Source organism: Enterobacter sp. LM3 (assembly GCF_046622475.1).
GTDB lineage: Bacteria > Pseudomonadota > Gammaproteobacteria > Enterobacterales > Enterobacteriaceae > Enterobacter > Enterobacter cloacae_P.
This window is the reverse complement of the sequence record NZ_JBJURN010000001.1, coordinates 274,000-287,116: the sequence shown is the minus strand read 5'-3', so window position 1 is coordinate 287,116 and position 13,117 is coordinate 274,000. Positions and strand designations below refer to the sequence as shown.

11 protein-coding genes are annotated in these 13,117 nt (G+C 53.4%); 7 read left to right on the top strand and 4 right to left on the bottom strand.

Annotated features, from left to right (window positions below):
- Positions 1 to 162: 162 nt before the first annotated feature.
- On the bottom strand, positions 163 to 291 hold the full coding sequence (mntS, locus tag ACJ9N4_RS01305) for a manganase accumulation protein MntS (RefSeq protein WP_182274229.1): 129 nt from the start codon (positions 289 to 291) through the stop codon (positions 163 to 165).
- A gap of 183 nt (positions 292 to 474) precedes the next feature.
- Between mntS and mntR the strand changes: the two genes are divergently transcribed.
- From mntR to ACJ9N4_RS01275, 6 genes are all read left to right on the top strand, one after another.
- On the top strand, positions 475 to 948 hold the full coding sequence (mntR, locus tag ACJ9N4_RS01300) for a manganese-binding transcriptional regulator MntR (protein ID WP_182274230.1): 474 nt from the start codon (positions 475 to 477) through the stop codon (positions 946 to 948).
- Complete coding sequence (locus tag ACJ9N4_RS01295; protein WP_182919656.1) at positions 945 to 2,054, top strand: SLC13 family permease; 1,110 nt, start codon at positions 945 to 947, stop codon at positions 2,052 to 2,054. Before mntR ends, ACJ9N4_RS01295 begins: the two co-directional genes overlap by 4 nt.
- Positions 2,055 to 2,200: 146 nt before the next feature.
- Positions 2,201 to 3,241 carry an aldo/keto reductase gene (locus tag ACJ9N4_RS01290; protein WP_182919657.1) on the top strand — a complete coding sequence of 347 codons (1,041 nt, stop codon included), beginning with the start codon at positions 2,201 to 2,203 and terminating at the stop codon, positions 3,239 to 3,241.
- A 146-nt stretch (positions 3,242 to 3,387) separates the two neighbouring features.
- Positions 3,388 to 4,764, top strand: a complete 1,377-nt coding sequence (locus ACJ9N4_RS01285; protein WP_182919658.1) for a glycoside hydrolase family 1 protein — start codon at positions 3,388 to 3,390, stop codon at positions 4,762 to 4,764.
- A 51-nt stretch (positions 4,765 to 4,815) separates the two neighbouring features.
- Positions 4,816 to 6,138 (top strand): PTS sugar transporter subunit IIC, encoded by a 1,323-nt coding sequence (locus ACJ9N4_RS01280; protein ID WP_182919659.1) that lies wholly within the window; start codon positions 4,816 to 4,818, stop codon positions 6,136 to 6,138.
- A gap of 15 nt (positions 6,139 to 6,153) precedes the next feature.
- On the top strand, positions 6,154 to 6,870 hold the full coding sequence (locus ACJ9N4_RS01275; protein ID WP_182919660.1) for a GntR family transcriptional regulator: 717 nt from the start codon (positions 6,154 to 6,156) through the stop codon (positions 6,868 to 6,870).
- 8 nt (positions 6,871 to 6,878) lie between these two features.
- On the opposite strand, the gene ACJ9N4_RS01270 is transcribed toward ACJ9N4_RS01275, so the two are convergent.
- A complete protein-coding gene (locus ACJ9N4_RS01270; RefSeq protein ID WP_182274236.1) occupies positions 6,879 to 7,688 on the bottom strand; it encodes a hypothetical protein in 810 nt (269 codons plus the stop codon).
- Positions 7,689 to 7,919: 231 nt separating this feature from the next.
- Positions 7,920 to 8,840: a L,D-transpeptidase gene (gene ldtB, locus ACJ9N4_RS01265; RefSeq protein WP_182274237.1), complete on the bottom strand. Its 921-nt coding sequence runs from the start codon at positions 8,838 to 8,840 to the stop codon at positions 7,920 to 7,922.
- A 222-nt stretch (positions 8,841 to 9,062) separates the two neighbouring features.
- On the opposite strand from ldtB, the gene ACJ9N4_RS01260 reads away from it, so the two are divergent.
- Positions 9,063 to 10,658, top strand: coding sequence for an ABC-F family ATPase (locus ACJ9N4_RS01260; RefSeq protein WP_182274238.1), 1,596 nt, complete (start codon positions 9,063 to 9,065; stop codon positions 10,656 to 10,658).
- An 88-nt stretch (positions 10,659 to 10,746) separates the two neighbouring features.
- Here the strand turns inward: ACJ9N4_RS01260 and ACJ9N4_RS01255 are convergent, their stop codons facing one another.
- Complete coding sequence (locus ACJ9N4_RS01255; protein ID WP_182919661.1) at positions 10,747 to 13,110, bottom strand: TIM-barrel domain-containing protein; 2,364 nt, start codon at positions 13,108 to 13,110, stop codon at positions 10,747 to 10,749.
- Positions 13,111 to 13,117: the final 7 nt, after the last annotated feature.

Sequence of the window (13,117 nt, the reverse complement as noted above, 5' to 3'; positions counted from 1 at the left end):
AGCAAGAAGATAGTGCGAGCGTTAACTAAGGTCAACAGTTGCTAAGCAGATGTTTTGCGAAGGGGATTGCAAATCCGTGAAAAAGATCGGGAATTACGCGGCCTGGAGCCAGTTTACGGAAGAATTATGACGGAAAAATGAAGCGGCGTACCGCGACGCCGCTTAGTGGGAAGGTTTATCGTCCTGATGCGGTTTCTGACTAAACATATCGCACAGCATGTTCAGCAGCATTAAGCGTACTTTAAAAGGAGAGTGAGTAAACACGGTCATACACCTCTTGAATTCATTCATAAGACCTCCTGATTTTTGACCCCTTCGATCCGTGAAAGGTGACTGCATTACGTACAGATATAGCACAGGCTATATTTTATAGCTATGGCTATTTCGTTAATTTTTTGTGCTTGTGAAGTGATGGTTTACAATGTGTGTTCTCGATTCCGGGCGCTGGAAGCGTCACCCTACTGAGGAAGTGCAATGAACCGTCGCGCAGGTAAGCCAACAATAATAAAAACGACGCAACTGGTGAATGTCGAAGAACATGTCGAAGGTTTTCGCCAGGTACGTGAAGCGCACCGGCGTGAACTGATCGATGATTATGTCGAGCTGATTTCCGATTTGATCCGTGAAGTGGGGGAAGCCCGTCAGGTTGATATGGCGGCCAGGTTGGGTGTCTCGCAACCCACCGTTGCCAAGATGTTAAAACGGCTGGCATCTGTGGGCTTAATTGAAATGATCCCCTGGCGCGGTGTATTCCTGACGCCGGAAGGGGAAAAGCTGGCGCAGGAGAGCCGTGAGCGCCATCAAATCGTCGAGCATTTTTTGCTGGTGCTGGGCGTCAGCCCGGAAATTGCCCGTCGTGATGCGGAAGGAATAGAGCACCATGTCAGTGAAGAGACGCTGGCGAAATTCCGCGAATTTACACTCAACGCCGGGATTTCTGCAGAATGAGGCTTCCCGGACTCCAGGCACTGGCTCGCGATCGTTTTTTTCATCTTTTATTAATTATTGGTGCAGGGCTGAGTGCTTTTGTACCGTTCGCGCCACAGACCTGGCCTGCGGTAATTGACTGGCGTACGATAATTACCCTGAGCGGCTTAATGATGCTCACCAAAGGGGTGGAACTGAGCGGTTACTTTGATGTACTGGGGCGTAAAATGGTGCGCCGCTTTGCCACTGAGCGCAAACTGGCCCTGTTTATGGTCTTTTCCGCTGCGGTATTGTCCACCTTCCTGACTAACGATGTGGCGCTGTTCATTGTGGTGCCGCTGACGCTCACGCTGCGGAGGCTCTGCGAGATCCCGGTCTCCCGCCTGATCATCTTTGAGGCACTGGCCGTGAATGCCGGTTCGCTTCTGACACCCATCGGTAACCCGCAAAACATTCTTCTCTGGGGTCGCTCAGGCCTGTCGTTTGCCGCTTTTACCTGGCAAATGGCACCGCTGGCGCTGGTGATGGTGCTTTCGCTGCTGGTGGTCTGCTGGCTGGCGTTCCCCGATACAAAACTGCAGTACCATAGCGGAACCCCGGGCCCGGAATGGCTGCCTCGTCTGGTCTGGAGTTGTCTGGGCCTTTATATCGTCTTCCTCACGGCACTGGAGTTGAAACAGGAACTGGCTGGGGTGTTACTGGTGGCCTGCGGATTCCTGTTCCTCGCAAGACGCGTGCTGGTGAGCGTCGACTGGACATTGTTACTGGTCTTTATAGCCATGTTTATTGATGTCCATTTGCTTATCCAGCTTCCGGTGCTGCAAAACGTTCTGCATGGCGTCAGTAGCCTGTCGCAGCCGGGGCTGTGGCTGGCGGCGATTGGCCTGTCGCAGTTTATCAGTAACGTTCCCTCGACCATCTTACTGCTCAACTATGTTCCCCCTGACACGCTGCTGGCCTGGGCGGTTAATATCGGTGGATTTGGGTTACTCCCCGGTTCGCTTGCCAACCTGATTGCCCTGCGAATGGCGAATGACCGCCGTATCTGGTGGCGCTTCCATTTATGGTCACTCCCGATGCTGGTTTGGGCTGTGGCGGCTGGTTTCGGTTTATTCCTTCTCGTATAGCCGTCTCCTGTAATGAACTGTCAAACCCTGCATGGAAAAAGATTCAGAGGATTGGGCAAGAAACGGACAGAAACGCCACATTCGCGTTCGCTGAGGGGCGGGTATAACTATCAGGCACTCATCAAACAAAATGCGAGGAATGTCTTATGCGTTATCAAAAACTCGGCAATACCGGTTTGTTTGTTTCTGAACTGTGCCTCGGCACCATGACATTCGGCGGTGAAGGTGGCATGTGGGGCAAGATTGGCCAGCTGCAGCAACGTGAAGCCGAGCAGCTGGTGGGTCGCGCGCTGGATGCCGGGATCAATTTCATCGATACCGCGAACGTCTATTCAGAAGGTCGCTCGGAGGAGATCACCGGGCAGGCGCTGAAAAACCTGAAGATCCCGCGTGAAAATGTTGTTGTCGCCACTAAAGTGTTTGGCGAGACCGGTACGGCGGGCGTGAACTCACGCGGCAGCTCACGCTATCACATTATCAGCAGCGTGAAAGAGAGCCTGCGTCGCCTGCAGCTTGATCATATCGATCTCTACCAGCTACACGGATTTGACCCCGCGACGCCCATCGAAGAGACGCTTTATGCGCTGGATAACCTGGTGCAGCACGGCCACGTGCGTTATATCGGCGTCTCTAACTGGGCGGCATGGCAGATTGCCAAAGCGCTGGGCATTTCCGAGCGTCTTGGGCTGGCACGTTTTGCCTCTTTGCAGGCGTATTACACCATTGCCGGTCGTGACCTGGAGCGCGAGCTGGTGCCGATGATGCAGAGCGAAGGTGTCGGGCTGATGGTCTGGAGCCCGCTGGCGGGTGGCCTGCTGAGCGGAAAATATGACCGCGACGGCCAGAGCGAAGCCGGTGGACGTCGCCAGGAGTTTGACTTCCCGCCTGTGGAGAAAGAGCGTGCCTTCGACTGTGTTGACGTGATGCGCACCATTGCCGAAAGCAAAGGCGTTTCCGTTGCACAGATCGCGCTGGCGTGGCTGCTGCATCAGAAAGTGGTCAGCAGTGTGATCATTGGCGCGAAACGGGTCGACCAGTTGGATGACAACATTGCCGCAACCGGGATCCGGTTAAGCGAAGAAGAACTTAAACAACTTGATGCTGTGAGCGCACTGCCACGGGAATATCCGGGCTGGATGCTGGAGCGACAGGGCGAATATCGTCGTAATCAGTTAGCACAGCAGTAACCCTTCTTTTCCCCGGTGGGCTTCGCTTACTGGGGCTTTTTTTCTGCCCATCTCACAAAAAACGATCCTTCTCTTTGATTGATTTTTCATCTTCGCCTATATGACTAGTCATGAAATTTAAATGACTAGTCATATAGGGAGAAACCATGAACCAATCACTGCCAGTCAACTTTTTATGGGGTAATTCGGTATCCAGCATGCAGACGGAAGGGGCATGGAACGAGGGGGGAAAGGGGATGTCGGTGTACGACATTCGCGAAGCCGGGGAAAACATCTCCGACTGGAAGGTGGCGACCGACTCCTACCACCGCTATCGGGAAGATTTCGATCTGATGCAGGATCTGGGCATGAACTGCTACCGCTTTCAGATAGCCTGGAGCCGCGTCTGTCCGCAGGGTGACGGGGATTTCAACGATGAAGGCATCGCGTTTTATGACCGCTTTATCAACGATCTGATCGCCCGCGGTATTGAGCCGATGATCTGCCTCTACCATTTCGATATGCCGCTGGCACTGGCGCAGGAGTACAACGGTTTTAACGATCGTCGGGTGATGGACGCCTTTATCCGCTACGGTAAAAAGATGATCGACTGCTACGGTGATCGCGTGAAGTACTGGTTGACCTTCAACGAACAGAACATCTTCCATATGCCGGAAGCGTTTCGCATTTCCGGCTACATGAAAGGCGAGAAAACCCTGCGCGAGCTGTATGAGCTACAGCACCATACGATGGTGGCGCACATGGCGCTGACCGGGTATCTGCACCAGACCAGACCGGGTCAGCTGATGGGCGGTATGCTGGCGCACCAGCTGATTTACCCGGCCACCTGCAAACCGCGCGATATCTTCTGTGCGCAACAATATGACGAGTTTCTCAATCAGAACCTGCTGCGTGTCTTTGCCGGTCAGGGCTACAGTCCGGCGGTGATGGCGGTGGTGGAACAGGAGGGCTTTGGTGATATCTACCGGGCCGAAGATCTTGCCCTGCTGGGGCGTACCAGGAATGACTTTATGGCCTTTAGCTATTACGCCAGCAAAACGCTGGACAGTGATGCTATTCCGGAAGGTACGCCGGTTAACGATTACCTGCTGCACGGCGAGAAAAATAACCCTTACCTTAAAGCGACCGAGTGGAACTGGCAGATCGATCCGCTGGGCTTTCGCACCATCATTACCCGCTACTACAACGACTGGCGGATGCCGGTATTCCCGATTGAAAACGGTATCGGGGTGATTGAGTCCTGGGACGGTGTGAACCCGATCGAGGATACTTACCGTATCGACTACCACCGGGCGCACATTGATGCCATGAAAGCCGCGATGGTTGAGGATGGCGCAGAGGTGATTGGCTATCTCGGCTGGGGCTTAATCGACATTCTTAGCTCACAGGGAGACATGCGTAAGCGCTACGGCGTGGTCTATGTCAACCGTGAAAACCATGACCTGAAAGACCTGAAACGTGTGCCGAAGAAGAGCTACGCGTGGCTGAAACAGGTTATCCATACCAACGGACGCGAAATGTAAGCCGTACGCTGCCGGGCCGTTTTTGTGACTGATTGATGGGAAATATCCGCTATGTCTGAAACAAAAATAACACCGAATATGCAGTCCTTTGTTGACAGATTTGTTGAGTTTTCGGCGCGCCTGGCAAACCAGGTGCATCTTCGCTCCCTGCGCGATGCCTTCGCCACGGTGATGCCGATTTTCATCCTCGCCGGTCTGGCGGTGCTGGTGAACAACGTGGTCTTTCCGTGGGTTTTTGCAGGCGACACGCTGACGCAGTTTAAAGTGTGGGGCGAGGCCATTATCAACGGTACGCTGAATATTGCCGCGTTGTTGCTGGCCCCGATGATTGCCTGGTCACTGGCGCGTAACAAAGATTTCGACAATCCGGTCTCGGCAGTGGTTATCGCTGTCAGCAGTTTTATTATTATGATGCCGATGCGTTTACAGCTCACACCCGTCGGCAGTGACACCACGGTGAATGTCACCCAGGTACTGACGTTCGCCAATATCGGCTCTACCGGAATTTTCGCCGGGGTGTTGATTGGGTTGCTGTCGACGGAGCTGTTTATCGCCATTTCCCGGCTGAAAGCATTGCATATTTCACTGGGTGAAAACGTCCCCCCGGCGGTGAGCAAATCGTTTACCGCGCTGATCCCAACAATCCTCACGCTCTCTTTATTTGCCGTGCTGGCGGCGGTACTGGCGAACGTGCTGCATACGGATCTGATCCATCTCATCACAACCTTTATCCAGCAGCCGCTCAGGCTTATCAATACCAGCCTGCCGGGGACGATGTTTATCTACAGCTTTGGTAACTTCCTGTTCACGCTGGGGATCCATCAGTCGGTGGTGAACAGCGTGGTGCTGGAACCGTTCCTGCTGATTAACACCAATGAGAATATGCTGGCCTTCGCGAATGGTCAGCCGATCCCGCATATTATCAATAACATCTTCGTACCGACGTTTGGCATGGTGGGTGGCACTGGCAGCACTATCTCCTTGTTGCTGGCGATCTTTATCTTCTCGCGGCAAAAATCAGCAAAACAGGTGGCCCGTTTATCGCTGGCTCCAGGCCTGTTCAACATCAACGAACCGGTTATCTTCGGTTTACCGATTGTCTTTAACCTGCCGCTGATGATCCCGTTTGTGCTGCTGCCTGCCATCGGTATTTACTTTGCCTGGCTCTGTACCACGCTGGGGTTAATGTCGCGCTGCGTGGTGATGATCCCGTGGACGACCCCTCCGATCCTGAGCGCCTGGCTGGCGACGGCGGGCGACTGGCGGGCAGTGGTGGTGCAGTTGGCAATCATTATATTTGGTGTATTCTTCTACCTGCCTTTCCTCAAAATTGCCGAGAGAGTGGCATTAAAAAACAGCGGGATAGAAAACTAACAGAAAGGAAGGACGATGGCGGCGAAGTACATCACCATAGCGCGGGAAATTAAGAAACGCATTATCAGCCAGCAATATGCCGCCAACGAACCGCTGCCGGATCAGTTTGCCCTGGCAGCGGAATTCAGCACCAGCCGGATGACCATTCAGCAGGCGATGCGCCAGCTGATTGTTGAAGGGCTGGTGTATACCCGCCAGGGGCAGGGGACGTTTATCCGCAAAAATTTCCTGCAGCTTTCCCAGTGGGATCTTTCCGGCAGCGACTACTTTGGTGCCACAAAAACCTGGGAACATCTGGGCACGGTATCCAGCCAGGTGGTGCATTTCGAGCTACGTTTTCCCAATGAGAAAGAGCAGTCTTCGCTGATGATTAACGCGGATACGCCGATCTACGACTTCATTCGCCTGCGTCTGCTCAACGGTGAGCCGATGTCGCTGGATTCAACCGTTATGCCGCTCAACCTGGTGCCGGGCCTGAACAAAAGTCACCTTGAAAGCTCGGTGTTCCGCTATGTGCAGGAGACGCTGGGGCTCAAAATCATGGGGTCTTACCGGGTGGTGCGGGCACTAAAACCAAATGCGCTGGATATGCAACACCTGGTCTGTGAGCACAGCGATCCGGTTCTGGAGGTGGAGCAGGTGATCTATCTGGAAGATGGCACACCGCTGGAGTATGCGCATTGTCATTATCGTTACGACCACGGCGGAATTGTGATCGTGAATAACGGGTAATCAGGCGATCAGGCGCACGACTCGAAGTAACTGTCGGTGTCTTTTATATAGACATCATTCTGGCACAGATAGTGAATTTGCCCGGGCTTAAACGTAAAACGTATTTTCTGGAGCAGTGAACGTTTTATTTTGCTGGTATTGTCACGGGATAATCCGTAGTCATGGATTATTTCATGGACAAATCGAATGCTTTGCGCCGAAACATAAACAGGTGTTTTTGTTAACTGAATAAGTTTACTGATCCAAATATCGTCTGCACGCGGACAGACGGTCAGGAAATCTTCGTTGAAATGAAAATATTCCGGGATCATCTTTTTCTTGAGCACCACACCGCCAAGACCGGTGATGATATAGTCCCGTTCGACCACTTTCGGCACGGTAATGAGTGGGAAATTACGATAGGTATCAAGAAGTTCTTTTTTCTTCTTTACCGTTTTACGCACGCGGGCAGCCACCACATACTCCTGATTGTGGCGATAAAAATCATCCAGAAGCGTTTCCGCCCAAATTTCGTTATAGATGGCGTCATCGTCGGCGTAGATCAGAATATCGTCTTCGGCCGCGACCTGTAGTGCCGGGAACAATTTTCGGTAAGGCCCGGTGTTTTTGACCCATTTAAAAACCAAATGAGTTCCGGTCTGGCGTATTTTCTCAGCCCATGCAGGCTCTTCAGTGATGCCTTCGTCACTGAGATAAGGTGTACTGGAAACCCACACAACAATTTGATCGACCTTGGTACTCTGGTTCGCCAGTGACCACACTGTTTGCGAACAGAGATAAAGGCGCGATTTCGTTGTTGTTAAGTTAATACTGATCATTGAACTAAGTGTGCTCCAGAAAGAATATACGACCCTATAAATGCAGAAAAAACTGATTTTATAGGCTCGTGCATCATAACACCTGGTTGAAAAGATGTAACCCTGCTGACTTAACAGAAAGTGGCTTGAAAGGGATTATAGCAATAATTGCTTTTTAGACAGAATGAGGGTAAGGCGCTGGATAAAATAAGACCCCGATGTATCGGGGTCTTAATGGGTAAGCGAGTGTAATTAGTTTAAACGTACTGGCATACCAGAGCGGTTCTGAACGGCCTGGTCAACAACGGTGGTATCGACATCAGCCTGAGACGTCACGGACTTCACCGCGCTGTTCAGCGTAACCGGTACGGTTTCGTTGTTGTTGATCTGGTCTTCGCTGGTGGACAGCGGGTTGTGCACTTCAATGTAACGGCTGCCATCCGGTTCAGAGGTCGCTTTCACCGGTTCGTTGATGAACTGGACGCGTGTACCTACTGGCACGTTATCGAACAGGAACTTGATGTCATCGTTACGCAGACGCACACAGCCGTGGCTTACGCGCAGGCCGATACCGAAGTTGGCGTTGGTACCGTGGATGGCATACAGACGGCCAATGTACAGGGCATACAGACCCATTGGGTTATCCGGGCCTGCTGGCACAACGGCTGGCAGTGGTTCGCCCGCAGCAATGTACTCGGCGTGCATTTTCGCGGTTGGCGTCCAGGTTGGGCCGGCTTTCTTACGCTCAACTTTGGTCGTCCAGTTCAGCGGGGTGTCTTTGCCCAACTGGCCGATACCGATTGGCAGCACGATGACGGTGTTGGTGCCTTTCGGGTAGTAATAGAGACGCATTTCCGCGCTGTTGATCACGATACCTTCATGAACGGTATCGGGCAGGATCAACTGCTGAGGGATATTCAGAACCGTACCGGCTTTTGGCAGATACGGGTCAACGCCCGGGTTAGCTTCCAGCATGTTGGACAGGCCAAGCTGGTACTGCGCAGCAAAATACTCCAGTGGCTGGGTGTTGCCTTCTTCAACGGTGACAACCTGGTTTTGACCTACCAGACGGCTTCCGTCTGTCGGCAGGGGATAAGTCACCGCAGACGCGGTTTTACAAAAACCTACTACGGCAAACGCCGCCGCAAAAAGCGTTGTTAATTTCATGTTCATGTTGTGCGAGGTATCTGAGCCACTCTGGCGATTAGTTGATAAGTCTGAGTCTGTGATGGGAGCGCATTATATGTGCATTCCCACTAACAGGGAATTCAGATGTGTACGAAATCACACTTTTTTCGCTTTTGTTAAAGTTTAGTGGAGAGTTGCAATACGGGATCTCATTTCGGAATTGTGGCATAATGCCGTGTTTATCACACTTTTCGCAGGAATCTCCCCGTGTTAGTTACCAGCAACGTCACTATGCAGTTTGGCAGTAAGCCGCTGTTCGAAAACATTTCCGTCAAATTTGGCGGCGGCAACCGTTACGGCCTGATTGGTGCCAACGGTAGCGGTAAATCCACCTTTATGAAGATCCTCGGTGGTGACTTAGAGCCGACGCTCGGCAACGTGTCGCTCGATCCAAACGAGCGTATTGGTAAGCTGCGTCAGGATCAGTTCGCCTTTGAAGAATTCACCGTGCTCGACACCGTGATCATGGGGCACGCGGAGCTGTGGGAAGTGAAGCAGGAGCGCGATCGCATCTACGCGCTGGCCGAAATGAGCGAAGAGGATGGCTACAAAGTGGCTGACCTTGAAGTGCTGTATGGCGAAATGGATGGCTACTCTGCGGAAGCGCGTGCGGGCGAGCTGCTGCTGGGCGTAGGGATCCCGGTTGAACAACATTACGGTCCGATGAGCGAAGTTGCTCCGGGCTGGAAACTGCGTGTTCTTCTGGCACAGGCGCTGTTCTCCAACCCGGATATCCTGCTGCTCGACGAACCAACGAACAACCTGGATATCGACACCATTCGCTGGCTGGAGCAGACGCTGAACGAGCGTGACAGCACCATGATCATCATCTCGCACGACCGTCACTTCCTGAACATGGTCTGTACGCACATGGCGGATCTGGACTACGGCGAGCTGCGCGTTTATCCGGGTAACTACGACGAATACATGACGGCGGCAACCCAGGCGCGTGAACGTCTGCTGGCCGATAACGCCAAGAAGAAAGCGCAGATTGCGGATCTGCAATCCTTCGTTAGCCGCTTTAGTGCGAACGCCTCTAAATCACGTCAGGCAACCTCTCGTGCCCGTCAGATTGACAAGATCAAACTTGACGAAGTTAAAGCCTCCAGCCGCCAGAACCCGTTTATCCGCTTCGAGCAGGATAAGAAACTGTTCCGTAATGCGCTGGAAGTGGAAGCCCTGGCAAAAGGCTTCGAAAATGGCCCGCTGTTTAAAAACTTCAACCTGCTGCTGGAAGTGGGCGAGAAGATTGCCATTCTGGGGGCTAACGGCGTGGGTAAATCCACTATGCTGAAAACCCTGGTGGGCGAACTGCAGCCGGATAACGGTACCGTTAAATGGTCTGAAAACGCGCAGATTGGTTACTACGCGCAGGATCACGAGTACGAGTTCGAAAACGACCTGACCGTCTTCGACTGGATGAGCCAGTGGAAGCAGGAAGGCGACGATGAGCAGGCGGTACGTAGCATTCTGGGTCGTCTGCTGTTCAGCCAGGACGACATCAAAAAGCCTGCTAAAGTGCTCTCCGGTGGTGAGAAGGGCCGTATGTTGTTCGGTAAGCTGATGATGGAAAAACCCAATATCCTGGTGATGGACGAACCAACCAACCACCTGGATATGGAATCTATCGAATCGCTGAACATGGCGCTGGAAATGTATCAGGGAACGCTGGTGTTCGTGTCTCACGACCGTGAGTTTGTCAGCTCGCTGGCAACCCGTGTGATTGAAATTACGCCAGAGCGCGTGGTGGACTTCACCGGTAATTACGAAGATTATCTGCGTAGCAAAGGTATCGACGGCTAAAAAAAGCCCGGTGGCGCTACGCTTACCGGGCCTACGTTCTGTTCCCTCTCCCTGTGGGAGAGGGTCAGGGTGAGGGCATCAGGCCGCACTACACCACCCAATCACACCTTTCTTCACCGTTCACCAGCAGCTTGCGCTTTTCCCCCGCCGGTAACGATACCTTCAGTGCCTTCCACGCCGGACGATAATCCCCGCGTGATTTCACCTTCAGGTTAATGGTCGTGGCATTGCATTCCATTTCCCACTCGACCCACAGTGCATTCCCTTTCTGGTAGCCCCAGCTTTCACCGTCGTCTTCAAACAGCAAGCCGGATGTGGAGCCGACACCGCTCACCGGGAACAATTTCAGCTCGCGGGTATCATCTTTTTCAGCGCTCACATGGGTGATACGTTCGCTGAGCGGCAGACCCGCACCGGCGCGGACCAGCAGCGGCAATTTTTCCAGCGGGGCGTCACGAACAATCCACTGGCCGCCGGAGAACCACTCGTGGGTGTAAAAATCGTACCAGCCGGTTTCGTTATCCGGCAGCCAGACGCGGCGCTCGCGCTGGCCGGCTTCCACCACGCTTGCGACCAGTACGTCGCGGCCGAGCAGGAAATCGTCACACTCTTCAAAAGTCTGAATATCGTGTTCGTGGTCAAGGAAGGTCGGACGCAGCATCGGTTCATCGTCGACATGCGCCTGCCAGAGCAGGGTGTAGAGATACGGCAGCAGACGATACCGCAGCTCAATCGCACCGCGAATGGCTGGTGTGACGCCCGGATACATCCACGGCTCGTTCACCGTGTGGTCGTCGTTCCACGAGTGAATGGTAAAGCGCGGATGCATCACGCCGTTCTGTACCCAGCGCACGAACAGCTCGGCATCAGGCTTATCACCGGAGAAACCACCGACATCATGACCGACGTTAAACAGTCCTGAAAGGCTCATTCCTACACCCATACGGGTGTTATAGCGCAAAGTATCCCAGTTGGTACGGTTGTCGCCGCTCCAGGTCTGAACGTAGCGCTGCATCCCGGCGCAACCGGAGCGGGAGATCAGGTACGGACGTTTTTCCGGGGCAAAGCGCTGCTGCGCTTCCATTGATGCACGCATCATCAGCAGCGGCATGACTGGCCGGATGTGTTTGATGGCGATTGCCTGGCCGAAACCAAAGCAACGGGCCTCTCCATCCCACACTTCAAATTCGTTGTTATCGTTCCAGGTGGAGTCTATCCCCATCTCCAGCAACTGAGTGGTCACGCCTTCCTGCCACCATTGAACCGTCTGTGGGTTGGTAAAGTCGAGGTGAGAACCTTCGTCATCCCAGAAGCTGGAACGTTCTGGTGAGTTCGCTTCTGAATCGCGAATAAACAACCCTTTTTCTGCCACCTCGTTATAGCGCGGGTGATCCTGTAGCAGGCACGGTTTGATGTTCGCGGCAAGCCGCAGCCCTGCATCGTGGAACGCCTGGCTCATCACTTTCGGCTGCGGCACTTTGTCGTAGTTCCAGTTAAAGACGTAGCGCTTGCCGTTGATTGAGGTATAGCCGGAGGAAAGCTGGAACGAATCACACGGGATGGCGTGCTCTTCACACAGACGAATAAAGTTCATCAGCTGGTTTTGCGCGTCCGGCGCATCGGTATAGTGCATGGTTGAACCGCTGTAGCCCAGGCTCCATTTGGGTCCGAACAGCGTTTTCCCGGTCAGACGAACGAAGGCTTTGGTGATATCCAGGACCTTTTTCCCGGTGAACATATAGTAATCAATATCGCCGGCTTCCGCCTGCCAGCGACGATACGCCGTATGGTAGTTATCAATTTCGTTACCCAGATCCAGCCAGCAACTGCTCAGGTTGTCGTAGAACAGGCCGTAGCTCACGTCGTCGCGACGGGTAATGGTGAACGGAATATGTTTGTACAGCGGATCGGTGCTGACCGCGTTATAGCCCATCGCATCGAGGTTACGCATCTCATAGCGTTTACCGTTGCGCTGCAGATCGCCCGCTTTTTCACCCAGACCGTAGAATCGCTCGTCCTTACGACGGCTCAGATAATGCGCCACGCCGTCGCCGTGGGCGTTCAGCAGATAGGCGCTTGTCGGACGGTCATTCACCAGCGGCTGCCATTCACCCGCGTCGTTGCGGTAGTGCCACTCCAGCCACAGCGGCTGATGTACGGTGACGCGCAGCTGTTCGGTTGCCACTGTCAACACGTTGTCCTGTTGCGTCATCGTCCAGGCCGGGCAGGTGAAGCCGCTCAGGTCGTCGCGACGACGGCCTTCCCACGGCACATCCTGCTCCGGTGCGATGCTCCAGGTGCGGTCGAGCGCCAGTTCACCTTTGCGTTTAATCAGCACGCGGAACAGATTCTCTTCCAGCACATACAGACACAGACGGTGCTGGTTATCGACCAGCAGTTCCAGATGGTTTGCCGATTGTTTATCTACGGTCCAGTTTTTCAGGGTTTTCATATGCAAT

Excerpts from the sequence above, each read along its gene's own strand:
- mntS (WP_182274229.1), bottom strand. The coding sequence starts at position 291 with ATGAATGAATTCAAGAGGTGTATGACCGTGTTTACTCACTCTCCTTTT.
- mntR (WP_182274230.1), top strand. The coding sequence starts at position 475 with ATGAACCGTCGCGCAGGTAAGCCAACAATAATAAAAACGACGCAACTG.
- ACJ9N4_RS01295 (WP_182919656.1), top strand. The coding sequence starts at position 945 with ATGAGGCTTCCCGGACTCCAGGCACTGGCTCGCGATCGTTTTTTTCAT.
- ACJ9N4_RS01290 (WP_182919657.1), top strand. The coding sequence starts at position 2,201 with ATGCGTTATCAAAAACTCGGCAATACCGGTTTGTTTGTTTCTGAACTG.
- ACJ9N4_RS01285 (WP_182919658.1), top strand. The coding sequence starts at position 3,388 with ATGAACCAATCACTGCCAGTCAACTTTTTATGGGGTAATTCGGTATCC.
- ACJ9N4_RS01280 (WP_182919659.1), top strand. The coding sequence starts at position 4,816 with ATGTCTGAAACAAAAATAACACCGAATATGCAGTCCTTTGTTGACAGA.
- ACJ9N4_RS01275 (WP_182919660.1), top strand. The coding sequence starts at position 6,154 with ATGGCGGCGAAGTACATCACCATAGCGCGGGAAATTAAGAAACGCATT.
- ACJ9N4_RS01270 (WP_182274236.1), bottom strand. The coding sequence starts at position 7,688 with ATGATCAGTATTAACTTAACAACAACGAAATCGCGCCTTTATCTCTGT.
- ldtB (WP_182274237.1), bottom strand. The coding sequence starts at position 8,840 with ATGAACATGAAATTAACAACGCTTTTTGCGGCGGCGTTTGCCGTAGTA.
- ACJ9N4_RS01255 (WP_182919661.1), bottom strand. The coding sequence starts at position 13,110 with ATGAAAACCCTGAAAAACTGGACCGTAGATAAACAATCGGCAAACCAT.